A 23,515-nucleotide genomic window follows, 5' to 3' on the forward strand; every position below is an offset into this window, starting at 1 on the left:
ATCAATGTACTCCTTCGGCATTCCCGGACTGCTGGGAGCGCTGCTTAAGAATGGCGGCCCTGAGCTTGAGCAATCGTTGTGATTGTGCGTCGTTCGGTGGCGGTGGCGGTAATGGCTGCGACGCTCCCATGACGGGCGTCTGCACGGGCATGCCCGCTGGCGGATGATTCATCGGTATCGCGTTCTGCTGTGCAGCACCCGAGCTCTGCTGATCGATGGGAGCGCCTGCGGGCAGTTTCAGCTCTGTGCGTCCGCTGGATGAAGCGAAAATCGCCGAACGCGGCAGCACCTTGATCAGCTTCCAGCTGCTATCGGGCAGCGTTGCGCCTTCGCGCACGCGAACTTCCTGACTGTCGTCGTCCTTGGCGGGATGCGTGGGACCGAGCAAGGCCATGTGCAGCGTCGGAGTGAGAATGACGCCCGTCAACTGCAGATCGCCCAGGCTTACGCCCTCGCTGCTGCCGTTGGTGACGATCGGCTTGCGGTCGCTGCTGAATAAGGGGTGCTGCCAGACCTGCGCATAGCTATCCAGCGCCGGCGGCGACGGCAAGGTGACGTTGTGAGCTGGCGGCAAGGGCGGCGTGGTACGCGGTGGATTCCATCGCACGCCGCGGCCCCAACCGAATAGCAGCGAGAGCAGCACGACGCCGAATACGGCGACGACCGCGACACTCATGGGAGTGAGTCGACGTTGCGCGGCAGCGTTCATGGCGAATCGCCCTCCGACGCTGCATTGGCGTTATCGCCGGTACCGGCGCTGGCGCCGGCGGCCGCACGCACGTAGCCGGCCAGGGTGAACTGCACTTCGAGCGGCGCCGCGCTGCTCTTTTGCATAGCCACCAGCGGATTGCGATACACGCTGAAGTCCTGCACGAACAGATACGGCTTGCCTTTTTCCAGCGCGTACAACAGCCCGATCAGCGGTTGCATATCGCAATGCAAGCTGATGCTCACCACTACTTTTTTATACGGATCGCCCGCTGTCGTGGGCGGGTTCGATACGGGCATTTTCTGGCTGACTTCGCAGCTGCCTTCCTGCGCATGCGCGGCGGCGTCATCGACCACGCGCTGCATCAAACCTGCGGCCGCGGCGTTCGGATCGCTCTCGGGCAAAAACGTGCTGCTGTCTGCCGAGTCATGACCCAGCTCGGCGAGGCGCTTTTGCAGTTGCGGCTTTTCGGCAATCGCCGCCGCGAAACGGCTCTGCGTATCGCGCAGGTCGTCCATCTGGCTGCTCACATCGCGCAGCGGTGCCACGAACCACCAGTGCAGCAACAGGAAGTACGCCAGTACCAGCATCAGCACCAGCAAGCCGATGGCGGCGAGGCGGCTTTCCAGCGGTTTCATGGGCCGGAGGTTCATCGCGCAGCTCCCGCGCTGCTGCTCGCGGCAGGCTTGGCGCTGGTGGGGTTGTGCAGTTCCGCATCCATGAAGAAACGTTCTTTGTTGGTGGCGGGATCGCGCTGGATCACGCCCTGGAAATTCGCACCGGTGATCAGCTTGCTGCCTTGCAAGGCATCAATCAGCGAAGCGGCCTTGGCGCTTTGCCCCTGGATGCCAATGCGACCGCTGCTATCGACGGTGAATCGCTCCAGCCAAGTGTCATCGGGAATGCGTGTGGTCAGATCCTGCAACACATCGACGACGGCGATGGATTCGGTCTTGCGTCGCGCGAGGAATCCTGCCGCACCGCTACTATCTTCGAGCTGTTTGCGTAGCTCGCCGATCTTCTGCGCATCGCCGCGCATATCCTCGACCTGCGCCTGCATCGCGGCCAGCGCTTCCTGGCGGTTATGTAGCCATTGCCCCAAGCAAAACAGCAGCAGGCATACGGCGGCCGCGGCCAAACCAAGATTGAGTCGGCGCCGCGGATCGCGATGTACGCGTGCCATCTCCGGCGGCAACAGGTTGACCCCCAGGCGGACATCACCGTCGCACAGATCCACGGCATCGATGGCAATGCCCGCATTGCGCAGATGCTCGAGCTTGGCGTCCACCGCGCTACGCGGTGCGGCGACCAACTCGGCTGCGATGCGACCTGCCGGCGCTGGACCGGGCAGTTCGCGCAAGTCGTAATAAACCTGGTCGGTGCGGAACGGTGTCTGCCGATCCATTTCGAATGCGCCGATCTGGCGCAGGTTGTCGCGCGCCGCTTCAGGCAGCAGCAGACGGCGACGCAACACTGCATCATGCGGCAGGCACAGGGCGAGCCGCAGATCCTGCCGGTCGACACCGGCCACGGCCGTACTCAACATCGCCTGTTGTGCGGAAGCATCCAGCGCATCGCTCCATGGCGGCGAGGTGGACACCTGTCCGCTGCGCCGTACATGCCATTGCCCCTCTTCGTGCCGTAGCAAGCACCATACGTTGCCGCCACTGAAAAACGCCTGCCAACGAACCGGCAGCAGGGCACGCAGTTCACCTCCCCACCACGCCAGGAATCCCGGCAGGGGCGAGCCGCGCCAGGCGCGGCGTGCGCGATCGATCTGCGGTCGCAGTGTCTGCGTTGCGGAATTCACTCCCCATCTCCTTCTTGCCAGCGCAGCACCGCAAAAGATTGCGAGCCGGGCCGAAATCCCTGCAAGCGTACCGTGGCGCGCAGCACAGCGCGCGTTCCATCGGCAAGCACGGCCTCTGAGCGAATACTATGCGTGATGCCATTGTTGGCGACCAGCCCTACGCCTGCATTGGCCGTCGCAGGGGGTCGCGCTGCGATGGTCGCCGCTGCTTGTTGCAGGCTCATGCCAGGCAATGACGCCAGCGCCAGCAGCGGCGCGGTATTCGGATCGGGGCTGGACCGGCCGGACCAGATGGTGACGACCGGTGCCACCGCTTCGTACAACGCCGTATCCATGCCCAGCACCATCTGCAATTCCTCGACGCTGGCGAACGGGCCGTTGCGCGGACCGTAATCGCGGCCGGCGGCGGTATAGGCCGCAGCGCGTTGCGCGGTCTGCTGCGGGGATATGGGGAAGCTGCGCCAGTCGACGACCGCCTGCGCGATGGTTACGGCGCGTGTGGGATCGGCGCCGGCGGCGCGGAAAAGATTGGCGAGCACATCGGGCGTCGCCGCGTTGAGATCCACCTTACCGCTTTCGGTGATCACCGAGATGCCGACTTTCGCCTTGTCGAAGGGGAAGGGGTAGACGCGCCCGTCCGCGATCCAGCGATCATTGATATTCGGCGCCTGCAAGGCATAGATAGCACGCATCACGCCCGCTTCGGCGGCGTAGTGCGCCTGGGTCTGCTGGAACTGATAACTGGCTTGCAGGCCTTCGGTATGCGCCAGCGCCGCGTAGCCGCCCAACAAAATGGCGAGCAGGGTGCATGCCCACATCACCAGCAGCAGCGCGACACCTTGTTGCTTGCGCCTCATGGCCCAACTCCCGGACCGCGCAAACCACGCAGCAAGTTGCCCGGACCTTGTGCGGCGGCGGCATTCACGCGCAACGGCGCACTCAGCAATGGCCACTCGCGACCGTTCTCCAACGCGAGCTTGATGGTGACCACGTTGGGCATGCTGTTGCTGTCTTTCCAGTCGCTTTGCCAATCCGTCGGCTGGCCTTGCTGATTCACGCCGCGATAGCTGAAACCGCCGCCGCTGATGCCATCGACGAGCACCTGCGGATCACCCAGCGGTTTGGGTGCGCTGCCGTCCGGCGGAAGCACGGCGAGGGTGGCTTCAAGCCGCTCGCCCTTGTCGCCTGGAATCAGTTTTATGCGGATCAGCTGCGGTCCCATCTTGCCGAGATAACCGGGCAAAGGCGCGACGAAACGCATCTCGCTGCCACTGCCGATGAAGTAGATGTTGTTGCCGCTATCGTCGCGAGACATCGGCTGCGCCAATGCCTGCGCCAATTCACGGCGCAGGAACTGCTGCGCGGAACGCACTTCGTCGAGCTGCTCGATCTTTACCGTACCCGCCTGCACCGTGTGCGTAGCGGAGCGCACGCCGGAATACACACCCAGCAGCAGCAGCGCCAGCAGCACCAGCGCAGCGAGCACTTCCAGCAAGGTGAAACCTGCCGCGCGCTTCATAACCCGGGCGCCGCGGACGTGTTGTTGCCGATGCGCAACGTGCTGAAGTGTGCGTGATGCTCGAACGGCACCGAGCCCCACATCACATCCAGATCGAGCCGGTACATCTGCATGGCGTTGGTATTGGGTGCGGACGCGGTACCGGGTGCGACCCACGGCGTAACATTCAGCCGCCAGCGATAACGATCGTTGAAGTGCCCGTCACTCTGGCCAGGTTGGATCGGATCGAGCACAAAGCGCGTATCCAGCAGCGTGCGCGCCCATAGCGCTACCTGACTGTGTTCGGCAGCATTTTGCGAAAGACGGATGGAACCGCCCGCCACTTCCATCAGTGCCGCGAAGGTAATCGCCAGCAGCATGATCGCCGCGATCACTTCAAGCAGGCTGAAGCCGCGTGCGTGGCGGCGCGGCGCGTTCATGTATGCGTTCCGGTGTCGAACACGCTGATCGCGCCGGTGAGCCAGGACACGTTGACGTGCCATTCGCGCTGTCCGCTGCGCAAGGTAATGCGACCGCCGGTAGAGCTGCCATCCGGAAAGAACCGGATGCGCGCGATATCGCCGCTGCTCTGATCGCTGGTTGCGCTCGTTACCGACAGTTCCAGGCCTTTAGGCAAGCGCACATCACGCTGGTTCGCACCGCGATACACATCGTCGCGCGTGTTGACCTGAAAGACGCGTTGCTCGCCATGCACGATCGCCTGCGTACGCGTCGCGCGCAGCGCTCCGGCGAGTTCGCCGGCTGCGGCATTGATGCGCGCGCTGGCCAGACCATGCGTAATAGAAATGGACACTGCCGCCGCCGCAATGCCGATCAGCAAAATCACGGCGAGCATTTCAAGCAGAGTGAAGGCGCGCATGGCGCGCCGCGAGCGGGAAACTGGGAATCGGGAAAAGGCAGCGGAATGAGGCAACGTTGCTTTGCCCCATTCCCTGCTGCTCCGTCCTGATTCCCACGCTTTCACTGCCAGTTACCCACGTCGGCGCTGTAACCGTCACCGCCTGGCTTGCCGTCTTGACCGTAGAAGATCAGGTCATAGTTTCCGTGGTCGCCGGGGTACTTGTAGCCAAAGTCATGGCCCCACGGATCCTTCAGCTGCGAAGGCTTTACATAAGGACCCTGCCAGTTGTTCGCATTGGCCGGCTTGGCAACGAGATCTAGCAACTGAGCCGGCGGCGAACCGTTATCCAGCGCGTAGCTGTCGATAGCCTGGCTCAAGGTGGTGAGCTGCGCCTTACCGGCGCCGTATTTGCCCTTGTCCACGCTGCTGCCGACCTGGCGCACTACGATGGCGCCAACGATGCCGATCAGCACGATCACCGCCAGCATTTCCAGCAGGGTGAAGCCGGCGCTGCGGGTCGGATGGCGCAGTTGCCGGGTTCGGGGATATCTGTACTGCATGGACTGGTTTCTCCGTTTCATGGACGTGAACTTCGGGTACATAGATCGGACAACGCCGATCACTGGATGTTGCTGGTCAGACTGAGCAACGGCAGCAAAATGGCCGACATGATGATTGCCACAAACACCGTCATGATGATGGTGAGCGCAGGCACCAGGGCGGCCAGCAGGCGGTCGATGGAACGGCGGCTTTCCAGCTCGAAGGTATCGGCCACTTTCAGCAGCATCGTGTCCAGCTGCCCGGCCTCTTCACCGACCTGCACCATCTGGATTGCCAAACGCGGAAAACGCTGCGAATGAGCGAGCGCCAGACTGAGACCGTTGCCGCCCTTGACCATCTCGGTGGCCTGGATCAGCGATTCGTCGAGGGCGCGATTGGAAGTGACCATGCGCGCGATGCTCAATGCGGACAGCAAGGGCACGCCGTTCTTCACCAGCGTACCGAGCGTACGCGCCAGGCGTGCGGTTTCGACCTTCAGCACCAGCGGACCGACCAGGCGCATCTTCAGCAACCGTTCGTGCCAGGCCAGGCGCAAGGCGGGATCGCGCATGCGTGCGCGCCATACGAATACGCTGCCGACGATGATGGTCAGCAGCAGCCACCACCAATCCTGCAACGTGGTGCCCAGCGCCAGCACGGCGCGGGTGATGAAGGGAATCGGCACCTGCATGTCCTGGAAGATCGGCACGAACTGCGGCACCACATAGGTAAGCAGCAGCAGTAGCGAACCGAGCACACCGACCATCAGGAAAGCTGGATAAATCAGCGCGTTGATGATGCTGCCGCGCAATTGCTGAGTGCGTTCCAGATAATCGGCGAGACGGCGCAGCGTATCTTCCAGCGATCCGCCGACTTCGCCGGCGCGCACCAGCGCGATGTAGAGCTTCGGAAATACGCCGTGTTCCTCATCGAGCGCCTGCGACAAGGGCGTACCGCCGCGCACGCGATCGCGCACGCGCTCGATCAGTTTTTTGGCGTGCTCGCCTTCGGGCAAATCCATCAGGATGCCCAGCGCGCGATCCAGCGGCTGTCCCGCACCGAGCAGGGTCGCCAGCTGATGAGTGAACTGGGCGAGTTGGTCGCCGCTGAAGGGGCCGCGCTTGAACAGGCCACCCAATCCGCCGCCTTGACTGCCGGCGTCGGCGGGCGTGGCTTCCAGCGGCGTGTGGCCCTGGTCCTGCAGGCGCACGACGACCTCGTCGAGGCTGGCGGCCTCCATCTGTCCCTGCACGATTTCGCCGGAGGCGCTGACCGCGCGGTAGCGGAACTGGCTCATAAAGAATGGCCTTTTGCGCTCGCCTCCTCTCCCCTCCGGGGAGAGGATTGAGGTGAGGGGTCAATCTTGCGCTGATCTACATCGAAGCTCGCTCCGATGTCTGGTCCTCGCAAGATTGACCCCTCACCCCAGCCCTCTCCCCGAAGGGGAGAGGGCGTAGTGGCGGCGCTAACCTTCCTGCGTAACACGCAACACCTCCTCAATGGTGGTGATGCCCGCCACGGCCTTGGCGATGCCGTCTTCATACATCGTGCGCATGCCTTCTGCGCGCGCCTGCCGCTCGATCTCGCCGGCATCGGCGCGCTGCATCACCAGGCGGCGCAGCGGATCGCTCATCACCAGAAATTCCATGATGGCGCGGCGCCCGCGATAACCGGTGGGATTGGCCGCGCTGGTGCCAGGCTTCCACAAACGGATCGGTCGTTCGTCGGTGTATTTTTCAAGCTCGAACTGCGCGATGACTTCGGGCGGCGCCTCGTAGGAAGTCGCGGTTTCCGGATCGAGCCGGCGCACCAGTCGCTGCGCGAGGATGCCGTTGACGGTGGAACCGAGGAGGTAATCCTCCACGCCCATGTCGAGCATGCGAGTCACGCCGCCGGCCGCACTGTTGGTATGCAGCGTGGACAGCACCAGGTGACCGGTGAGGGCCGACTGGATCGCGATGCGGCAGGTTTCCAGGTCGCGCATTTCGCCGATCATGATCACATCCGGATCCTGGCGCATGATCGAACGCAGCGCGTTGGCGAAATCCAGCCCGATCTGCGGCTTCACCTGAATCTGATTGATGCCTTCGAGCTGGTATTCGACCGGATCTTCGACGGTGATGATCTTCACGCCCGGCGTGTTGATCTTCGACAGTGCGGTGTACAGCGTGGTGGTCTTGCCCGAGCCGGTGGGCCCTGTGACCAGCAAAATGCCGTGCGGCCGCTCCAGCACTTCCACGAAACGATGGCGAAAGTTTTCGGTAAAGCCCAGCGATGCAAAGTCGAACACCACCGTTTCGCGGTCGAGAATACGCATCACCACCGATTCGCCGAAGCTGGTGGGCACGGTAGAAACGCGCAGGTCCAGTTCCTTACCCTGCACGCGCAACTGGATACGACCGTCCTGCGGCAGGCGACGCTCGGCGATGTTGAGCTTGGCCATGATCTTGACGCGGCTGATCACCGCCGCGGTGGAACTGGATGGCGGCGCTTCCACTTCGTGCAGCACGCCGTCGATGCGGTAGCGCACTTTCAATCGATTCTCGAACGGCTCGATGTGCACGTCCGATGCGCGCTGCTCGACCGCGCGCTGCAGGATGAGATTGACCAGACGGATCACCGGCGCTTCGGAAGCGAGGTCGCGCAGATGCTCCACGTCATCCTCTTCCGCGGCGCTGCCGTCGAGGTTCTCCACGATGGTGCCCATCGCGGAACGACCCTGACCGTAATAACGCTCGATCAGATCGTCGATCTCCGAGCGCACACCGATGCACAGCGCGATGGCTTTGCCGCACGCCAGACGAACGGCGTGCAGCGGATACGGATCGGCCGGATCGGCCACCACCAGGGCGACCCCGTCTTCACCGGAACGCACCGGCACCACGTGCTGCTGCTTGAGAAAGCGGACAGAAATATCGATTTCGGCGGGCGGCAGTTCGGGCGCATCGCGCGCCGCCAACAGCGGGGCATTCAGCCGTTCCGCCCAGGCTTCGGCAAGCTCGCGTTCGGAGACCAGGCCCAACCGCGCCAGCAGGGTGGTAAGGGTGCCTTCCGGGGCCTCCTCATGCAGGCGCCGGGCGCGCGCCAGGTCGTTGTCTTTCAGGCGCCCACGCGCAACCAGCAGCGCGCACACTGCCGACTCTTGGTCATCCGTGGCCTTAATCGCCCCAACGGACGCCGGCTTTACGACTGCCGACATGTTCCACCCCGCTCGTTACTACGTCTAAAAACACATCCCTGCCTGCCCGGCGTCCCACGCGTCGAACAGGCGAATCCCATTCGTAACACAACCGTGAAGCGGCTGGCGAGCCTTGCCGGCGAGTACAGCGACGGTGTTCATGCTACGGCTGGGCGGAACGCCTCATGGATGTGACAATTCAAACTTTAAAAGGGTTCTCCATGCAGCTTGTCGATATCGGGGCCAACCTCACCCACGAATCCTTCCGGCACGATTTCGATGCCGTGCTGGACCGTGCCCGGGCGCATGGAATCACTCGCATGGTTGTCACGGGTGCGTCACAGGTCGGTAGCGAGCATGCCTTGGAGCTGGCGCGCGCCCATTCCGGCCTGCTGTACGCCACGGCCGGCGTGCATCCGCATCACGCCGTCGACTACACCGACACAACCGATGCGCGTTTGCGCGAACTTGCGCAGGCGCCGGAAGTTCGCGCAGTAGGCGAGACGGGACTGGACTACAACCGCAATTATTCGCCGCGGGACGTGCAACGAATGGTGTTCGAACGCCAGCTGCAGATTGCCGTGACCGCGGGCAAACCGCTGTTCCTGCATCAGCGCGACGCGCATGAAGATTTTCTTGCACTGCTCAAACGTTATCGTGACAAGGTGCCGGCGGCGGTCGTGCATTGCTTTACCGATACGCGCGAAGCGTTGCGCGATTACCTCGCACTGGATTGCCATATCGGCATCACGGGCTGGATTTGCGACGAGCGGCGCGGCACGCATCTGCGCGAATTCGTGCGGGAGATTCCGGCGAACCGCTTGATGATCGAAACGGATGCACCCTATCTATTGCCGCGCACGGTGCGGCCGCAGCCGAGTCATCGTCGCAACGAGCCCATGTATTTGAAGCACATTTGCGAGGAAATCGCGCGGGATCGCGGTGAACCGGTGGATGTCACCGCTGCGAACAGCACCGCGGCAGCGATGGCGTTCTTCCATCTGTAAGCATTGCCACTCATCCGGCTCGGGCCGGAATGACGAGCAAAAACCTCTCAAGGCGCGAGTATGCGCGTTTGCCCCGGCGGCAAATCGTCCAGCGCATGCGCGCCAATACTTACGCGTATCAACCGGAGCGTAGGAAACCCCACTGCCGCCGTCATTCGCCTGATCTGCCGATTGCGCCCTTCGCGCAAGGTGATGGACATCCAGCTAGTGGGAATGTTTTTTCGAAAACGTACCGGCGGATCGCGCGGCCAAAGCCACGACGGTTCGACGGCGTGCTCGGCGACAACCGGCAACGTTGGCCCGTCGTTCAATACCACGCCGCGGCGCAATGCCTGCAACGCTTCATCGTTTAGCGCGCCATCCACCTGCACCAGATAGGTTTTGGGCTGCTTATGACGCGGATCGGTAAGCCGATGCGCCAGTACGCCGTCATCGGTGAGCAGCAACAAGCCTTCGCTATCGTGATCCAGCCGACCAGCCGGATAGACATCCTTCTGTCGCACATAGTCGGCCAGAGTCGGGCGTCCATCGTTGGTGGTGAACTGGCACAGCACACCGAACGGCTTGTTCAGTGCAATGAGCATGGCTTATTGCGTTCGCGTCCTCTCCCCTGTGGGGAGAGGATTGAGGTGAGGGGCGCGGACTTGCGGTAAATCACCTATCTCAGTGCGTCGCCGTACTCGACGGCGCACCTGGCGATGCCTTGGTCGCCGCCGGCTTGACGAAGCGTAGCGTCATGCGATCCGACTCGCCGATCGCCAGGTATTTGGCGCGATCCTGGTCGCCGAGCGTCAAGGTCGGCGGCAAGGTCCAGACACCTTTCGGGTAATCCTTGGTGTCCTTGGGATTGGCGTTGACCTCGCTCTGCCCGTCCAGCTTGAAGCCGGCTTCGGTAGCGAGCTTGATGACGTAATCGGTAGGTACATAACCGCTGCTCTTCACCGATTCCAAGCTGGCGCCCAGAGGCGCGCGGTGGTCTGTCACGCCCAACACGCCGCCTGGCTTGAGCACGGCATAAAAGGCTTTGAACATCGCCTGCGCCGTACCGGCCATGGCCCAGTTGTGCACGTTGCGGAAGGTCAACACCATATCGGCCGAGCCGGCGGGACCCAACACCGGCGTCTGCGGATTGAAGGTTGCGATGCTGGCCTTGCCGTATTCCGTCGGGTCGGCCGCAAACTTGGCGTGCAAGGCAGAAGTGTCCTGCTTGGCTTCGGCATTGTTATCTGCCACAGCGGCGATGTAATGGCCGTTGTCGCGCAGCAGCGGTGCGAGGATTTCGCTATACCAGCCCGCGCCAGGGGTGATTTCAATGACCGTCTGGTCCGGCTGCAACCCGAAGAACTGCAGCGTGGCCTTGGGATGGCGATACGTATCGCGAGCCTTGTTGGTGGCCGAGCGCCAGGAGCCGGCGATCACCGCGTCGAGCTGCCCGGCGGTGAAATCGCTGGCGCTGGTCGGTGGCACCAGGTCGCCGGACGGCTGATCCTGCGACGCTTGTTGCGCGTTGGCGATGCCAGCAAGCAACAGGGCGGCGGACAATCCGAGGGCAAGCCTGATTTTCATGACAACTCCTTCCAAGTTCTCAACGGCAGCCTGCCGCCAGAGGTGTAAAGCGCGTGTAGGCATTTTACAATTAATTTACGTCAACTGCGCAGTTGGTGCTCGCTTTGACTCGTATTCCCCACGGACCTTGCGGAAAGAGTGGCCGAACGCTAAGAACGTTTTGATCAAAAGGGCCGTGGACAGGATGCGCCGCTACGAGCACGCCCTTACGCACAATGCATGAGTCATTGACGTGCGTTGCTGTTCCGGGCTCTCACCACGACGTGATAGAAAATCACCCTGCCTGGTTCGTCGAAATCGGATGACCACCATCGGCGATATTCGAAACGAAGCGTCTGCTGCACGGCTGATGTGTCGACGCCAGTAGCCACGAAAGTCCACACGCGGACGCCCGGTTTCCCAGGGATCGGCCTTCCTTCCGCGCGATCAACCGGTGTTCCCACCGTCTTGAGTACGGTATCTGGCACCACGTTCATGGACCACGTGTAGCCGGTACCGGGAGTCTGTGGCAGCTGCACGGAAAACACTTGCCCCGGATTGAGTGTGATCTCGCGGCGATTGTCTATCTCCGTCAACACGAACGAAGGCGACGGCGCAGATGCCGGCGCGTTCGCCGCTCCCGCAGTACGCATCAACAAGGTGGCAGCTGTCGTCAGTAGCATGCCGAGTGCGTAGGTGTATGGCTTCATGGCATCTCCTGATGAGCTGAATCGAGCCTTTTATGCAGCAGCCTCGTCGCGCCGCAACTGCGGCATCTGCCGGCAATACGCCTCCGCCTCTTCATGCAACCAGTCGCGGAATGTGCTCATGCCGCGATGGTCTTCCGACCGCGGCGGATAGACCAGGTAATACGCCTCGGGCACTGGCAGGTAGCGGTCGCCCAGCACGACGAGTCGACCCGCATCGATCAGCGATTTGCACGTCACCATGCGGCCAAGCGCGACGCCCAAGCCTTCGAGCGCCGCTTGGCGCAGGGCATCGACGGTATCCACGTGCGCCACGTAGCGACGCGGTAGTTTGCCGCCGTAATGCGCGAACCAATCGTTCCAGCGATTGTTGCTGTTGGGATCGCCGATCAGCGGCCAATGCGCGAGATCGAGCGGGTCCTTGCCGGCCATGCGTTGAACCAGTTCGGGCGCGGCCACCGGGGCGATCCATTCGCCGAACAAACATTCGCTGCGCAAGCCTTCCCATTCGCCCTTGCCATAACGCACGGCCGCGTCGACGGCCTCGCGTTCGAAATTCACCAGCGCGGAACTGGATTGCAGATTGAGTTCCAGCTCCGGATGCGCAGCGAGCAAGCGCGGCAGGCGCGGCATCAGCCAACTGGAGATGATGCCGGGGCTGGCGCTTAAGGTGAGCGCATCGTGACGGCGTTCGCGATAGCGCGATAACGCGTGCTCGATGCCGTCGAAATGTTCGGCGACAGCTTCAAGCAAGCCGCAACCTTCGACGGTGAGGGTCACGCCGCGTGGACCGCGCTCAAACAACCGTCGCTCCAGGCGATCTTCGAGCTGACGCATCTGGTGGCTCAACGCACTGACGGTGAGATTGGCCTGCACAGCAGCGCGCGACAGATTGCCCAATCGCGCCACCTGCACGAATTGCTGCAAAAGACTGAGCGGTATCCGGCCCATGTTGAATATCCCTCAAATCTGGCTTGCGAATATATCGCTTTTCCGTGTCGGTGCAGGCCATTACCTTGAGCACTCCCCGCCTCCATCCCGGAACTCCACCATGCGTTCGCCATGGATCGATCTGCTGTTCCTGCACGGTCACGCGACCCCCGGCAAACTGAGCTGGCGCCCCGATGCGCCGTCCTGTGAATGCCAGGCACGACCACAACAGGTAGAGGTAGACGTTACGCAGCTACCGTTGTCCAGCCGTTGCGAGAAACGAGACTCCACCTGCTGCGCTTGATTACATTCGCATAGGTACCCACCTCGGAAGCATCATGTGCCGCCGCACGGCGGCACATCGGTTCACTCTGTTCCGAGGATTTCCCTATGCAACTGCGTCAACTCGGCCGCTCCGCCCTTTCCATCGCCCCGCTCGCCTTCGGCGGCAACGTGTTCGGCTGGAGCGTGGATGAGCAACGCTCATTCGAACTGCTCGACGCCTTCGTCGACGCTGGCTTCAACCTGATCGATACAGCCGATGTGTATTCGGCGTGGGCGCAGGGCAACCGCGGCGGCGAATCGGAAACGATCATTGGCAAATGGCTCAAGCGCAGCGGCAAGCGCGATCGCGTGGTGATCGCTACCAAGGTGGGCAAGTGGGCCGAGCATCCCGGCCTATCACCGATGAACATCCGCCAGGCGGTAGAGGGTTCGCTCAAACGCTTGCAGACTGACCATATCGATCTGTACCAGTCCCATGCGGACGACGCCACGGTGCCGTTGCACGAGACCTTGGGTGCGTTTGCGCAACTGATCGCGGAAGGCAAAGTGCGCGCGATCGGCGCATCCAACTACGGTGCCGACCGATTCGCTGAATCGCTCAAGGTTTCGAAAGAACACAAGCTGCCGCGCTACGAAAGCCTGCAACCCGAATACAACCTGGTCAGCCGCGCCGGTTACGAACAGGAACTCGAGCCGTTAATTCGCCAGGAAAACATTGGCGTGATCAATTACTACGCTTTGGCCAGCGGCTTTCTCAGCGGCAAATACCGCAGCGAAGCAGACCTGGCCAAGAGTAGCGCGCGCGGTGGTTCGGTGAAGAAGTACCTCAACGCGCGTGGATTGAAAGTGCTTGCCGCGTTGGATGAGATCGCCGCCGCGCATAAGGCGACGGTGGCGCAAGTGGCGCTCGCGTGGCTGATGGCGCGACCCGGCATCACAGCACCGATTGCCAGTGCGACCAGTGTGGAGCAGCTGCAGGAATTGGTCGGCGCGGTGAAGCTGTCGTTGGCCGCCAATGAAATCGAAGCGCTGAATCGGGCTAGCGCCTGATTCACAAGACTCGAACCATCGCGATGATCGCGATGCCTTAGCCCCTCTCCCTCCGGACGCGGGGAGGGGCCATGGATGGCCCCGCCTTGAGGAGCGAGGAAGAGGGGTTGGGGTGAGGGTACGACCTTGCGCGAAATCTAAATCTCTCGCTTCAACGCTCCGCTCGTACCCTCATCCGCCTCTCGGCACCTTCTCCCGAAGGGAGAAGGATCGGCGCTTAACTGTGCGGCAAGACGGGTTCCAGCAGAACCATTTAACGCCTACGCAGCCGCATCGCTGTGTCATACGCAGCATTGATCTCTTTGGATTTCGCCTCGGCCAGCTGCCTAATATCCTCGCCCAGCTGCGCCACTTTGTCCGGATGGTATTGACTCATCTTGACCCGATACGCGCGCTCGATCTCCGCAACATCCGCACTTTCGGCAACACCAAGCACATCGAACCACGTCGGCACTTTCGCAGTTGGCGATGCCCAATGCTGTTCCCAGTTTTGACGTGCCGAATCGGCGGCGTTGGCACGCGAGGGTCCCTGCTTGTCGCCCGTACTGGGTGACAGATAGTTGCTGACGAGGCGGTAGCCGAAAAACAGGCCTGCGGCGATAACGACCATGTCCAAAGCTGTCATTTCCGCAAACCCTCGAAATAATTCAGATAAGCATCCAATGCGCGGGACGCAGCGGTATCGGGATCGACGAATCCGAGGCTGGTCTTGATGCGCTCACGGAGAATGCCAGTGAGATCATGCAACGCCGGCGCAGGCAGCATGGTCGCTGCCACGGTGCGCAAATCGACGTCGACGCGTTGACGCAAACCGATTTTCCGGATGACGTTCAACGCGAACGGCGCACAAAGCACAGCATCCAGCGCAATCGCCGCCACCGCCCGGCTGGAAAGATTCAGCGCCTTGCGATAGCGATAGACCTGCATCAACGTAACGACAATCACCGCATAGACAACCGCGAGCCACGCCAGCAACGCCGTAGCGTTACGCGATACAAACAACACATATGGCAAGCCGACGACAAAAAGCGCCAGCAGCAACAACGTCCATGGCGCAATAACTTCCAATGCAACCCGCACGCGGTGAAACCGAACGGGCTGCACGCTTCCGTCAAACACCCCTTGCTGCGGCCAAGTCAATCGAAACAAAGGTTGATGCGGGAAGAGCGGAAGCGGCAGGAAGACGTACCTACCGCCCAGCTCGAATGCCGATCCACCGGAGATGCGGCATCCACGGCGACTGCTTATGAGAATGACTTCGTTGTGATACAGCAGCAGCGCGGAGTCGTATAGATACAGCGCGACGACTCCGCCCAATAACAGCAGCCCATCATGCAAGATCATCAGGGCTGCTGTTTTTTCTTGAAGAAGTTTTTGAACCAGGCGCTCAGTGCAACGAAGCCGGCGAGCACGAACTTCCATGCCGCCACCAGGAAGCCGCCGATCACCGTAAACAAGCCCTTCTTGGCAGCGACCGCCAGCGCACCGCCGGTGATCAGCGCCGCCAGACCGTATTCCGCCACGCGATCGCCGGGACGGTATTCGGCATAGCTCTCGCCCGGCGAATACTGAAACCCTGGCAGGGTGTTTTTAAAGTCGTCGATGGCCGCTGCAAGTTTTTCTGGCCGAGTGACGAGCGTTACATCCATTACGCCACGTCGCCCCAGCAATCGTGTGTTGTAGTTCACGATGTGCTTATGGTTTTCGGCATCCTCGAGCAGAATGGACCAGGCCAACGACTTGATCTGCGCGTCGTATTCCGGCTTTGCACTCCAGCCGAGGATGTTGAGTTCATCCCATCCACGCGCCTTGCGTTCCTTATTGCCCTCCGCCGTGCCATCGCGATACGACTGCAGGATGGTGTCCGGGTCGAGTTTTTCGTCGTCCTTCACATAGCCTATGTCTTCGTAAGCGAAGAACGCGATCCAATTTAGGGTCTTGGGCGCAAGTGTGTATTGATCCCCGTTGACCGGCGGGTTGTGCAGAATCTCGTTGAGCGATTTGCTCCCGGCCGCATCGAGAAACGCGTAACCGTCGGGAACATTCAGCGTAGCGCGGTCGCCCAGCTTGACCGTCGCCGGCCCCATCTGCCACGGCAATGCGGCAAGCGGACTCTGCTGCTGCGCGACGGCCGTGCCACCCGCCCACGCCAGCAGCAGTGCAACAAGCACTAGATAGAACCGTTTCATTCCTTCCCCCTTGATTGACTGAACTCCATGCACCCCAGCCCACTGTATCAGGACCTGGAATGCCAGGGAGCCGCCCCTATTGGTCCAGCTCATCCGGCGACTGCACCGTGTATCCCTTGGCTTTTAGATGCGCAAGAAAGCCATCGGGAGATAACACTTGCTCCATCGGCAATACCGCAAAGGTCTGGGCGTTGCGTGCCAGCGCCGCCTGGGCGGCAGTCAGCCAGACACCTTCGATACGTTCGGGCAAATCGTGCAGCCCCAATTGCTGTGCGAAATCGGCATTGACCACGGCGATCACACAGGATTCGTGGCGATCGTTCAGCGCGAAGCTGCGCAAGCTCTGGATGTCGCCGGTCGACCAGGCATTGGCGCGCGCGGTGAGGGCACCCATATTGTTCTGGACCGTATCCAGGGTCTGATTGAAACAACTGATGTCATGCAGGTTGGTTTGCTTGATCGCTTCCACCGCATCCCGCGGATGTTCCACGACTAGCTGATAGCTGACAGGCGTACGTTTTACATCGTGCCTTTCTGCCAGCTTCTTCACAGTGTTCGTGACATCACTCGCATTGGTTAGGCCCGCCTTGTCCAATGCCTTCTGATACAACTTCATCGCCACCAGGATCGGTCGCCAGTATTCAATGCCCTTGTCGTTGCCGAAATAATCCTGCTTCGCTACTTCCCAACGCGCATACATGTCAGGCGGAAGAATTTGTTGCAGATCCGCACCGCCGGGATTCTTGCGCGCACCGTAAACGGAAGGCAGCAGCGCCAACTTGCTGAGAAAGCCCGCATCCACCGTCAATTCTGCTGACGGTGATTCGAGCAGCTCCTGCGAATGCGCGATCATTTGCTCCACCTCCGTCGATCGCCACTCCATGTGCTTGGGCAACGGCGACAGTGTGCCGAGCACCCACATGACGTGGTCGCCCTTGCTTACTTTCCACAAGCCCGGTCCCGGTTGTACGCCAGTGACCGTGATGGCTTGCAGCACCGGCACATTGGCGCGAGACGGCGCGGGCGCAGTGCTGGATGCCGCAGGTACGGATTGCGCCCATGCCGGCGCCGCAAGAGAAAGAACAAACAACCCTACAGCCATGGGTAGGCGCATGTGTGATTGCTCCTGGATCGCGGGGAAACGAACCATCGTCGATAAGTGCGATTCTAACCACACATATTAAGGTTCGCGCTTCCTCACTTCACCGCCGAAAGAATGACTTTGTCGAAGACGCGGTCACCCAACCATTTTCGGATGAACATCATCGGCTTCGCGTACTTTCCTGCGACATAGCGGGTCTTTGGCTTGTCCGCGCGAATCGCCTTCACCATCAGATCCACGATCACTTGCGGATCCGAAGCGGCGCCCTTCTCGTAAGAGGCTTTGGTCGCAGATGCGATGGCGTGAGCCATTTTGCTGTAAGGGCCGGCTCCGGACCGCTCGAGCATGGGATTCATCATGACGCTACCAAATTCCGTGGCAATCACACCGGGCTCAATGATCACCACGTCGATATTGAACGGATTCAACTCCAGTCGCAGACAATCCGACCAGCCTTCGATCGCGTGTTTGGTGGCGTGATACCAGCTGCCCAGCGGGGTGTATATCTTTCCACCCATGGAGGAAATATTGATGATTTTTCCGGCCCGTTTTTTACGCATCGCGGGCAGCAGCAGTTGGGTAAGCCTCGCCATACCAAACAGGTTGACCTCGAACTGATAGCGCGCATCCGCCAACGAGGTCTCTTCCATGGCACCGTACAGGCCGAAGCCTGCGTTGTTGATCAAGACATCCACGCTGCCGTGATCTTCTTCGATGCGTTTGACTGCTGCCTGGACGTCGTCGTCGCGGGTAATGTCCATCTTGATAGCGATGGCTCCGAGCGTCACCAAATCATCCATGTGATCTACCCGGCGAGCTGCCGCGTAGACGATCAAGCCTTCGGCTAGCAGCGCCTTGGCGAATGCCTTGCCCATCCCCGAGGAAGCCCCGGTGATGAGTGCCACTTTCTTGCCTGCGGTAGTGGAAACCATCGCGTACTCCTAGGGATGCTCTGTATCGATTAGCGCCGGGCAACCAAGCCAAAGTGATACGGGCAGAGAGCGTGTATATCGACGAATGCGGCATCGAGAAAGCCCGCCTTCTCCAACCAGGTTAGGCACTGATCGGGGCGCGGTCGGATCGCCAAGGAAGGCCCCCGAGGCGTCGGAATGTCGCTACGCCAATGAATGATCGAGACTCGTCCACCCGTGTGCAACACCCGATGGACCTCCTGCAACAGCACAATAGGCTGTTCCAAATGCAGCAGATTGAACACCATGACATGGGCTTGCGTACGCGCGTCCACCCCTATTCCTTGAGCGACAAAATCTCTCACTTCGGCACGGATGTTGGGTAACCGCAAAGTTGCAGCTTTCTGCTGGACACCAGCAACCATGTCGGGGTCGATGTCCAGCGCCGTGACTATACCTCGCGTGCGCAAAGCGGCAGGAATCGTAAAGGTGCCGTAACCGCAACCCAACTCGACCAGATTACCGGCCACACCCTCCTTGCCGAGCAACCTATCGGTGACCGCCTCGGCGTCGAAGAAGCTCTCCCAACTGGCCTCTTCAGGCATGCCACTTTCGCGCGCTTTCATGCGAGGCTCCTTAATACATTCACATCAAGGAGCGTACGAAATTCAGAAACGGAGTTTCATGCAGACGCTCCGCGAGCAGAAGAAGAACACCCACGGCAGCTAAGACGTACAACACAACTTTACCCATCAAACTCAATATCTTCTTGACTGTAACTTTCATTGTCAGAGACCGTGCGATGAGTTGGTGTGGTGATTGACGTGTAAATCAGATGTTCCGCGATAGATTCGTCCTAGCGGGAGCTAGCGTGCAGATGTACAGGCGCAATAGCAAGGGCTGCGTTCAGCCAGAGCTGGACATTGTTCGGCACTATTAGATTGCGCCGATTTGTACTCGACGCAGCACCCTAAGTTGATCACACTGTTTAGCGCCGTGTCGCCAGTACGCCATCCAGCGCCAGTTGCGCCTTGAAACCTGCTTTCTCCAGACGCTTCGCTACTTCGCGCGGGACGTCACGATCGCTGGTGAGCTTGTTGGGGCTACCGGTGTAGTGGAACAGGCGCCCTTCGCGGCGAAGCACTCGCGCGAGTTGATCGTAGAACGCCTGTGAATAGAGCTCGCCAGCGATGCCAAAACGCGGGGGGTCGTGAAGCAGTGCATCCACCGAGGCGTCAGCGATCTGTGTGATCGCTTGTGACACATCCGCGTGAGTGAGCTGCAAGCGGCCGCCGTAGGCTGGTTCGTCCGGATCCGGCGACCACGGGTTGAGTGTGCGCAGCCACAACACGTCGGGGTTCTTCTCGAACGAGTGGATGCGCGCCACGCCAGCCTCCAGACAGCAAGCAGCGAAGTAGCCTAGGCCGCCGCAAGTATCGAGCAGCACCTTGCCGTGCGGCTCAACCAGCGCCACTTTGCGGCGCGCATCCTCAAACGGCGATTCCTTCGCAGTCGGTAGCATCTTGATGCCGTCGATCTCGAAGGTGGGCGCGCCCCACTCGGTGGGTACGAGCTTGATCAGCGAGCCGGAAAAGCGCGAAACCGGCGCAAACTCGTCGCCGTCCCAGAAATAGATCGTGCGGTCTTTCAGTTTATGTGGATACGGGTAGCTCTTTTCCCTCCACTGCCAAGCGTCCGGCTGTAGCGGCGCGCTGTCGTTTGAGCGGCCCAGATCCAATGATCCGATCCATTCGCCCACACCGCCATCGCGTGCGGCCAGCAGTGTCTCGGCAATGGGGCGCGTGAGCAGAGGCCCGAAATAGTGCGACACGGTGAGTAATCTCCAGGAATAGCGTCGAAAAACGAAACACAGGATGGCTCAGGATTGAAACCTTTGCGCAAGATATGGGCACAAACACACTTGTACCGCCCCTATGTACGGGCTTACAAATAGGTTTTTCGCGATACTTGTTATCTATCAAGAGGATATTAGGCATGAAAAAGCGTTCTGCGTTTACGGTTAGCGTGCTGGCCGCGCTTCTCCTGGCAACGCCATCCTTTGCCGCGCTCAAATCGGGCACCATGGCGCCCGATTTCACCCTCGAGGCCAGCCTGGCTGGCAAGGACTTCACCTTTTCACTCAAAGACGCCCTGAAAAAAGGACCGGTAGTGCTTTACTTCTACCCATCGGCTTATACCGGCGGCTGCGATCTCGAAGCGCATACTTTTGCGATCAACAAGGACAAGTTCGACGCAGCGGGCGCCACCATCATCGGGGTGTCGGCCGATAGCATCAAACGTCTCAACCAGTTTTCGTCCGATCCGAGTTATTGCGCCGGAAAATTTCCAGTCGCCTCGGATACGGACAGCAAGGTCGCAGCCGCCTATAACCTTCAGACAGAGGCGGCGCAGCCAGGGCTGAATGATGTGCGCGGCGCGACGATCGATCACGCCTTTATAGAGCGGGTGACCTTCGTTATCGCCAGCAACGGTCAGATCGTCGCAACGCTTTCCTCAGACGCCGATCACCTTTCGCCTGATCAACACATGAAGAAGTCGCTGTCGATCGTGCAGAACATCCATGCGGGCAAAGCACCCTAATTCGGCTTAACTCCCTGACCGGATCGTTAGAACGAACGTACAATGGTTAGGGTCGGCAGCGCCGGCCTTAACCGAACTAGCACGATAAGCGTCACCATCGGCCAGAAGTAGACATTCAACGCCACGCACGAGCTTTACCGTCCATCGGAGGGCCGTAAGCCATGTTGCATGACTTCATCCAAACCGTTCTGCTGCTCGTCACTGGTTTGTTTCCGATCATCAACCCGCCGGCGTCCGCACTCATCGTGCTTAGCCTGGTTCCTCGCGCGACGCAGGCAGAACGCAACGATTTGGCGCGGCGCATCACCTTGAACAGCTTCGTGATCCTGCTGGTGTCGCTGTCCATCGGCGCGTATGTGCTTTCGTTTTTTGGAATCTCCATTCCCGTGCTCCGCGTGGCGGGCGGCCTGATCATCGCCATGGCGGGATGGAACCTGCTGCAAGAGCCCAATGACGATCAGACCGACGATCAAACGCAAGCGCTGCAGGCCAGCAAGAGCGACACATCGATGGCCTCCAAGGCCTTCTATCCGTTAACGCTCCCGCTCACGGTGGGTCCTGGATCGATTGCCGTGGCTATTGCGCTCGGCACGGGTTCACCGAAGGAAGGCCTTTCCGCTGGGCACTTCGCCGGGGTGGGAGCGGCGCTGATCGTTCTCTGCGCAAGCATCTATTTATGCATACGTTTTGCCGGCGCCTTCGAGCGATTGCTTGGCAAGGTCGGCACTCAGGTCGCCATGCGCCTTTTTGCGTTTGTGATCTTTTGCATCGGCGTGCAACTGTGCTGGATCGGTCTTTCTGGATTGCTCGCTTCGGTGCAATGGAAATAACGGTGGCCGCACCTTCAACCTTCACCTGACATGCCACCGGCGCGCTGACCGGCGCCATGGCCTGACGGCTCGACCTATGGCTGGAACCGTATTTAGCTGGACTGGGTCCATGTCGACTCGATGTCGTCCTTTACGGCTGTATCGACCTCGGCGACAGGAACACCTAGCAGTTCGTTGACACGACCGTGCCGCATTCCATAGAAATGACCGCCGCGCCTGTATGTTGCGGTCCAGGTGACGCGATCTGAGTTTGCATGCTCGTAGTCGCCTTCGTACGTGAAGCCATTCGATGTCTTACCGGAAACGCTGGTCATGACGGTTCTCCTTGGGCAGGTCACTCTCCCAGCATATTCCTTTGTCGGGACGTCAGCGGTGCCGATCACTCAGGTCTCGACGCATTTTGCGCGCCAGCTAGTCCGGCAACGCCAGTTGACGAGGTCGATTGACTGCGAAGTGATTATTTCGCCTCCACTTTCGCCGTATTAGTGATGCAGCACCATAGTCACCGCAATCTCCAGAATGATGAGAACGACGATGGTGATTTCCAACAATTCGGCACGCCTGCTGGAAGCCTCCGCATAAAGCGCGGCATACGTGTCCCGAATGATGGCCAGCTTGCGATCCACCGAGGCGCTGAGCGTCGGCACCTTGAACAGTTCAAGCGCGGCGCTGTAGACGCGCGCGAGGTAAACGTCTTCCGTGACTTGCAATGCGTTATCGACTTTCTCGGTCAGCTGGGTGACTTCCGCCACCAGCGTGTACAAGTGGCGCGCCAGATGGGCAAAGCGCCGCGATGCGAGCAGGGACACCAGGCGCCTCGCTGTTTCGACGCGGTCGTACATGCGGGGCAATTCGTCGTCCAGCAGCGTGTCGTAATAGCGAAACTCCACGAGCTGCGCATTGGCCACCTCGATCACGTCCGCCACGTCGGAATCGCCGCGCGGTTCGTAGATAAAGGCGCGATCCCAGGTCAGCACCACTAGATCATCGGCATAGTAAGAATAGCTACGCGCAAGCAGGTCGCGTCGTGATGCGGTGGACAGCTGTCGTGTTTCTCCAGAAAGAAGGCCATGTAGGTCGACTTGTTCGCTGAGTGCCGCAGCGTTGAGTGGCTCATTGAGGGCGTGTACGACGCCAAGCAGATAATCCTCTTGCAGACGTGTGTCGGACGCTGGTCGATCCAGCGCCGGCAAGATCACCGCACGCACGCGGTCCAGCAAGGCGGTCCAGAATTCCTCCGGAGCGTTGGGTCCGACGGCCTGATCGAGCGCGTTGAACTGCGTGACGAAGGCGCCCCATGCGATATCCGCGACAGCAACGCGAACAGCCAGTGCCGCCACGCCGAAGTCGTACAAACGCACGGATATCTCCGCGGCAACCTCTTGGGAGCCTAGCCTCAACGTGGTCTTGCCCAGTGATAGACGCAACGGGGGAATATCGAACGCAATCGCCTTGGTTGGCGTGCTGGAAAGCGATGTGCGACTGATTGCGCCGCCTACGTGCGCGGCCCATAGGATTTCGGATCGCGCAAGATCGATCGAATAGGCAATGTCGAAGAGGCGCAACGCAACAAGCTCGCCCGAGCGGACCGTAATCGCATGCGCGTTCATAACCCGATGACTTTGCGTAAGCGCATAGTGTTGGCCATGATAATCCGTTGGCGAAATAACCGCTTCATGCTGATCGCGAAATCCGACATTGTCATGACGGCGGTTCGAGCGACGCGCCGCAACGCTAAAGACAGTGGCAGCTCAACGCGAG

Annotated in this window: 27 protein-coding genes; 4 read left to right on the top strand and 23 right to left on the bottom strand. The window is 60.5% G+C overall.

Annotated features, from left to right (window positions below; genetic code table 11):
* Nucleotide 1: 1 nt before the first annotated feature.
* The 10 genes from QQL64_RS16480 to gspE all read right to left on the bottom strand — a co-directional run bounded on the left by QQL64_RS16480 (nucleotide 2) and on the right by gspE (nucleotide 8,618).
* Entirely contained in the window at nucleotides 2–709 is a 708-nt protein-coding gene (locus tag QQL64_RS16480) for a general secretion pathway protein GspN (protein ID WP_284401604.1), read from the bottom strand.
* Nucleotides 706–1,362: a type II secretion system protein GspM gene (gene gspM / locus QQL64_RS16485; RefSeq protein WP_284401605.1), complete on the bottom strand. Its 657-nt coding sequence runs from the start codon at nucleotides 1,360–1,362 to the stop codon at nucleotides 706–708. The genes QQL64_RS16480 and gspM overlap by 4 nt, the downstream gene beginning before the upstream one ends.
* Complete coding sequence (locus QQL64_RS16490) at nucleotides 1,359–2,519, bottom strand: PilN domain-containing protein (protein ID WP_284401607.1); 1,161 nt, start codon at nucleotides 2,517–2,519, stop codon at nucleotides 1,359–1,361. Before QQL64_RS16490 ends, gspM begins: the two co-directional genes overlap by 4 nt.
* Nucleotides 2,516–3,376 (bottom strand): type II secretion system minor pseudopilin, encoded by an 861-nt coding sequence (locus tag QQL64_RS16495; RefSeq protein WP_284401608.1) that lies wholly within the window; start codon nucleotides 3,374–3,376, stop codon nucleotides 2,516–2,518. The genes QQL64_RS16490 and QQL64_RS16495 overlap by 4 nt, the downstream gene beginning before the upstream one ends.
* Complete coding sequence (locus tag QQL64_RS16500; RefSeq protein ID WP_284401609.1) at nucleotides 3,373–4,038, bottom strand: prepilin-type N-terminal cleavage/methylation domain-containing protein; 666 nt, start codon at nucleotides 4,036–4,038, stop codon at nucleotides 3,373–3,375. The genes QQL64_RS16495 and QQL64_RS16500 overlap by 4 nt, the downstream gene beginning before the upstream one ends.
* The gene (locus tag QQL64_RS16505) at nucleotides 4,035–4,457 is read right to left on the bottom strand and encodes a type IV pilus modification PilV family protein (protein WP_284401611.1); all 423 of its coding nucleotides are present in this window, start codon (nucleotides 4,455–4,457) and stop codon (nucleotides 4,035–4,037) included. The genes QQL64_RS16500 and QQL64_RS16505 overlap by 4 nt, the downstream gene beginning before the upstream one ends.
* Entirely contained in the window at nucleotides 4,454–4,897 is a 444-nt protein-coding gene (locus QQL64_RS16510) for a GspH/FimT family pseudopilin (protein ID WP_284401613.1), read from the bottom strand. The genes QQL64_RS16505 and QQL64_RS16510 overlap by 4 nt, the downstream gene beginning before the upstream one ends.
* 101 nt (nucleotides 4,898–4,998) lie before the next feature.
* Complete coding sequence (gspG, locus tag QQL64_RS16515) at nucleotides 4,999–5,439, bottom strand: type II secretion system major pseudopilin GspG (RefSeq protein WP_284401614.1); 441 nt, start codon at nucleotides 5,437–5,439, stop codon at nucleotides 4,999–5,001.
* A gap of 59 nt (nucleotides 5,440–5,498) precedes the next feature.
* Entirely contained in the window at nucleotides 5,499–6,716 is a 1,218-nt protein-coding gene (gene gspF / locus QQL64_RS16520; protein ID WP_284401616.1) for a type II secretion system inner membrane protein GspF, read from the bottom strand.
* Between the two features lie 168 nt (nucleotides 6,717–6,884).
* Nucleotides 6,885–8,618 carry a type II secretion system ATPase GspE gene (gene gspE / locus QQL64_RS16525; protein WP_284401617.1) on the bottom strand — a complete coding sequence of 578 codons (1,734 nt, stop codon included), beginning with the start codon at nucleotides 8,616–8,618 and terminating at the stop codon, nucleotides 6,885–6,887.
* Nucleotides 8,619–8,818: 200 nt separating this feature from the next.
* Between gspE and QQL64_RS16530 the strand changes: the two genes are divergently transcribed.
* Entirely contained in the window at nucleotides 8,819–9,604 is a 786-nt protein-coding gene (locus QQL64_RS16530; protein WP_284401618.1) for a TatD family hydrolase, read from the top strand.
* Between the two features lie 47 nt (nucleotides 9,605–9,651).
* Here QQL64_RS16530 and QQL64_RS16535 read toward each other — a convergent pair whose 3' ends face one another.
* The 4 genes from QQL64_RS16535 to QQL64_RS16550 all read right to left on the bottom strand — a co-directional run bounded on the left by QQL64_RS16535 (nucleotide 9,652) and on the right by QQL64_RS16550 (nucleotide 12,807).
* A complete protein-coding gene (locus tag QQL64_RS16535) occupies nucleotides 9,652–10,188 on the bottom strand; it encodes a pseudouridine synthase (RefSeq protein ID WP_284401620.1) in 537 nt (178 codons plus the stop codon).
* Nucleotides 10,189–10,267: 79 nt separating this feature from the next.
* Complete coding sequence (locus tag QQL64_RS16540) at nucleotides 10,268–11,170, bottom strand: class I SAM-dependent methyltransferase (RefSeq protein ID WP_284401622.1); 903 nt, start codon at nucleotides 11,168–11,170, stop codon at nucleotides 10,268–10,270.
* 224 nt (nucleotides 11,171–11,394) lie between these two features.
* Complete coding sequence (locus QQL64_RS16545) at nucleotides 11,395–11,859, bottom strand: protease inhibitor I42 family protein (protein WP_284401623.1); 465 nt, start codon at nucleotides 11,857–11,859, stop codon at nucleotides 11,395–11,397.
* Between the two features lie 30 nt (nucleotides 11,860–11,889).
* On the bottom strand, nucleotides 11,890–12,807 hold the full coding sequence (locus tag QQL64_RS16550; RefSeq protein ID WP_284401625.1) for a LysR substrate-binding domain-containing protein: 918 nt from the start codon (nucleotides 12,805–12,807) through the stop codon (nucleotides 11,890–11,892).
* Between the two features lie 369 nt (nucleotides 12,808–13,176).
* On the opposite strand from QQL64_RS16550, the gene QQL64_RS16555 reads away from it, so the two are divergent.
* Nucleotides 13,177–14,121: an aldo/keto reductase gene (locus tag QQL64_RS16555; RefSeq protein ID WP_284401627.1), complete on the top strand. Its 945-nt coding sequence runs from the start codon at nucleotides 13,177–13,179 to the stop codon at nucleotides 14,119–14,121.
* A gap of 253 nt (nucleotides 14,122–14,374) precedes the next feature.
* On the opposite strand, the gene QQL64_RS16560 is transcribed toward QQL64_RS16555, so the two are convergent.
* The 7 genes from QQL64_RS16560 to QQL64_RS16590 all read right to left on the bottom strand — a co-directional run bounded on the left by QQL64_RS16560 (nucleotide 14,375) and on the right by QQL64_RS16590 (nucleotide 20,154).
* Complete coding sequence (locus QQL64_RS16560) at nucleotides 14,375–14,746, bottom strand: J domain-containing protein (protein ID WP_284401628.1); 372 nt, start codon at nucleotides 14,744–14,746, stop codon at nucleotides 14,375–14,377.
* Complete coding sequence (locus tag QQL64_RS16565) at nucleotides 14,743–15,465, bottom strand: hypothetical protein (RefSeq protein WP_284401629.1); 723 nt, start codon at nucleotides 15,463–15,465, stop codon at nucleotides 14,743–14,745. Before QQL64_RS16565 ends, QQL64_RS16560 begins: the two co-directional genes overlap by 4 nt.
* Nucleotides 15,465–16,310 (bottom strand): DUF2167 domain-containing protein, encoded by an 846-nt coding sequence (locus QQL64_RS16570; RefSeq protein WP_284401631.1) that lies wholly within the window; start codon nucleotides 16,308–16,310, stop codon nucleotides 15,465–15,467. Before QQL64_RS16570 ends, QQL64_RS16565 begins: the two co-directional genes overlap by 1 nt.
* A gap of 76 nt (nucleotides 16,311–16,386) precedes the next feature.
* The gene (locus QQL64_RS16575; RefSeq protein WP_284401633.1) at nucleotides 16,387–17,424 is read right to left on the bottom strand and encodes a TraB/GumN family protein; all 1,038 of its coding nucleotides are present in this window, start codon (nucleotides 17,422–17,424) and stop codon (nucleotides 16,387–16,389) included.
* 83 nt (nucleotides 17,425–17,507) lie between these two features.
* On the bottom strand, nucleotides 17,508–18,317 hold the full coding sequence (locus tag QQL64_RS16580; RefSeq protein WP_284401634.1) for an oxidoreductase: 810 nt from the start codon (nucleotides 18,315–18,317) through the stop codon (nucleotides 17,508–17,510).
* A gap of 56 nt (nucleotides 18,318–18,373) precedes the next feature.
* Nucleotides 18,374–18,949, bottom strand: a complete 576-nt coding sequence (locus QQL64_RS16585; protein ID WP_284401635.1) for a class I SAM-dependent methyltransferase — start codon at nucleotides 18,947–18,949, stop codon at nucleotides 18,374–18,376.
* Nucleotides 18,950–19,311: 362 nt separating this feature from the next.
* Complete coding sequence (locus QQL64_RS16590) at nucleotides 19,312–20,154, bottom strand: class I SAM-dependent methyltransferase (protein WP_284401637.1); 843 nt, start codon at nucleotides 20,152–20,154, stop codon at nucleotides 19,312–19,314.
* 137 nt (nucleotides 20,155–20,291) lie between these two features.
* Between QQL64_RS16590 and QQL64_RS16595 the strand changes: the two genes are divergently transcribed.
* Together QQL64_RS16595 and QQL64_RS16600 are read left to right on the top strand one after the other, a co-directional pair.
* Nucleotides 20,292–20,924 (top strand): peroxiredoxin, encoded by a 633-nt coding sequence (locus QQL64_RS16595; RefSeq protein ID WP_284401639.1) that lies wholly within the window; start codon nucleotides 20,292–20,294, stop codon nucleotides 20,922–20,924.
* A 161-nt stretch (nucleotides 20,925–21,085) separates the two neighbouring features.
* Complete coding sequence (locus QQL64_RS16600) at nucleotides 21,086–21,754, top strand: MarC family protein (RefSeq protein ID WP_284401641.1); 669 nt, start codon at nucleotides 21,086–21,088, stop codon at nucleotides 21,752–21,754.
* A gap of 92 nt (nucleotides 21,755–21,846) precedes the next feature.
* On the opposite strand, the gene QQL64_RS16605 is transcribed toward QQL64_RS16600, so the two are convergent.
* Together QQL64_RS16605 and QQL64_RS16610 are read right to left on the bottom strand one after the other, a co-directional pair.
* Nucleotides 21,847–22,068 carry a TonB-dependent receptor gene (locus QQL64_RS16605; RefSeq protein ID WP_284401643.1) on the bottom strand — a complete coding sequence of 74 codons (222 nt, stop codon included), beginning with the start codon at nucleotides 22,066–22,068 and terminating at the stop codon, nucleotides 21,847–21,849.
* A 168-nt stretch (nucleotides 22,069–22,236) separates the two neighbouring features.
* Entirely contained in the window at nucleotides 22,237–23,364 is a 1,128-nt protein-coding gene (locus QQL64_RS16610; protein ID WP_284401645.1) for a hypothetical protein, read from the bottom strand.
* Nucleotides 23,365–23,515 lie beyond the last annotated feature (151 nt).

This window comes from Dyella lipolytica, assembly GCF_030160075.1.
GTDB lineage: Bacteria > Pseudomonadota > Gammaproteobacteria > Xanthomonadales > Rhodanobacteraceae > Dyella_B > Dyella_B lipolytica.

What these genes read in the sequence shown, in the direction of transcription:
- QQL64_RS16510 (WP_284401613.1), bottom strand. Translation starts at nt 4,897, where the DNA reads ATGCGCGCCTTCACTCTGCTTGAAATGCTCGCCGTGATTTTGCTGATC.
- gspE (WP_284401617.1), bottom strand. Translation starts at nt 8,618, where the DNA reads ATGTCGGCAGTCGTAAAGCCGGCGTCCGTTGGGGCGATTAAGGCCACG.
- QQL64_RS16555 (WP_284401627.1), top strand. Translation starts at nt 13,177, where the DNA reads ATGCAACTGCGTCAACTCGGCCGCTCCGCCCTTTCCATCGCCCCGCTC.
- QQL64_RS16600 (WP_284401641.1), top strand. Translation starts at nt 21,086, where the DNA reads ATGTTGCATGACTTCATCCAAACCGTTCTGCTGCTCGTCACTGGTTTG.
- QQL64_RS16560 (WP_284401628.1), bottom strand. Translation starts at nt 14,746, where the DNA reads ATGACAGCTTTGGACATGGTCGTTATCGCCGCAGGCCTGTTTTTCGGC.
- QQL64_RS16575 (WP_284401633.1), bottom strand. Translation starts at nt 17,424, where the DNA reads ATGCGCCTACCCATGGCTGTAGGGTTGTTTGTTCTTTCTCTTGCGGCG.
- QQL64_RS16605 (WP_284401643.1), bottom strand. Translation starts at nt 22,068, where the DNA reads ATGACCAGCGTTTCCGGTAAGACATCGAATGGCTTCACGTACGAAGGC.
- gspF (WP_284401616.1), bottom strand. Translation starts at nt 6,716, where the DNA reads ATGAGCCAGTTCCGCTACCGCGCGGTCAGCGCCTCCGGCGAAATCGTG.
- gspG (WP_284401614.1), bottom strand. Translation starts at nt 5,439, where the DNA reads ATGCAGTACAGATATCCCCGAACCCGGCAACTGCGCCATCCGACCCGC.
- QQL64_RS16505 (WP_284401611.1), bottom strand. Translation starts at nt 4,457, where the DNA reads ATGAACGCGCCGCGCCGCCACGCACGCGGCTTCAGCCTGCTTGAAGTG.
- QQL64_RS16545 (WP_284401623.1), bottom strand. Translation starts at nt 11,859, where the DNA reads ATGAAGCCATACACCTACGCACTCGGCATGCTACTGACGACAGCTGCC.
- QQL64_RS16540 (WP_284401622.1), bottom strand. Translation starts at nt 11,170, where the DNA reads ATGAAAATCAGGCTTGCCCTCGGATTGTCCGCCGCCCTGTTGCTTGCT.
- QQL64_RS16550 (WP_284401625.1), bottom strand. Translation starts at nt 12,807, where the DNA reads ATGGGCCGGATACCGCTCAGTCTTTTGCAGCAATTCGTGCAGGTGGCG.
- QQL64_RS16530 (WP_284401618.1), top strand. Translation starts at nt 8,819, where the DNA reads ATGCAGCTTGTCGATATCGGGGCCAACCTCACCCACGAATCCTTCCGG.
- QQL64_RS16610 (WP_284401645.1), bottom strand. Translation starts at nt 23,364, where the DNA reads ATGAACGCGCATGCGATTACGGTCCGCTCGGGCGAGCTTGTTGCGTTG.
- gspM (WP_284401605.1), bottom strand. Translation starts at nt 1,362, where the DNA reads ATGAACCTCCGGCCCATGAAACCGCTGGAAAGCCGCCTCGCCGCCATC.
- QQL64_RS16495 (WP_284401608.1), bottom strand. Translation starts at nt 3,376, where the DNA reads ATGAGGCGCAAGCAACAAGGTGTCGCGCTGCTGCTGGTGATGTGGGCA.
- QQL64_RS16585 (WP_284401635.1), bottom strand. Translation starts at nt 18,949, where the DNA reads ATGAAAGCGCGCGAAAGTGGCATGCCTGAAGAGGCCAGTTGGGAGAGC.
- QQL64_RS16570 (WP_284401631.1), bottom strand. Translation starts at nt 16,310, where the DNA reads ATGAAACGGTTCTATCTAGTGCTTGTTGCACTGCTGCTGGCGTGGGCG.
- QQL64_RS16480 (WP_284401604.1), bottom strand. Translation starts at nt 709, where the DNA reads ATGAACGCTGCCGCGCAACGTCGACTCACTCCCATGAGTGTCGCGGTC.
- QQL64_RS16535 (WP_284401620.1), bottom strand. Translation starts at nt 10,188, where the DNA reads ATGCTCATTGCACTGAACAAGCCGTTCGGTGTGCTGTGCCAGTTCACC.
- QQL64_RS16565 (WP_284401629.1), bottom strand. Translation starts at nt 15,465, where the DNA reads ATGATCTTGCATGATGGGCTGCTGTTATTGGGCGGAGTCGTCGCGCTG.
- QQL64_RS16500 (WP_284401609.1), bottom strand. Translation starts at nt 4,038, where the DNA reads ATGAAGCGCGCGGCAGGTTTCACCTTGCTGGAAGTGCTCGCTGCGCTG.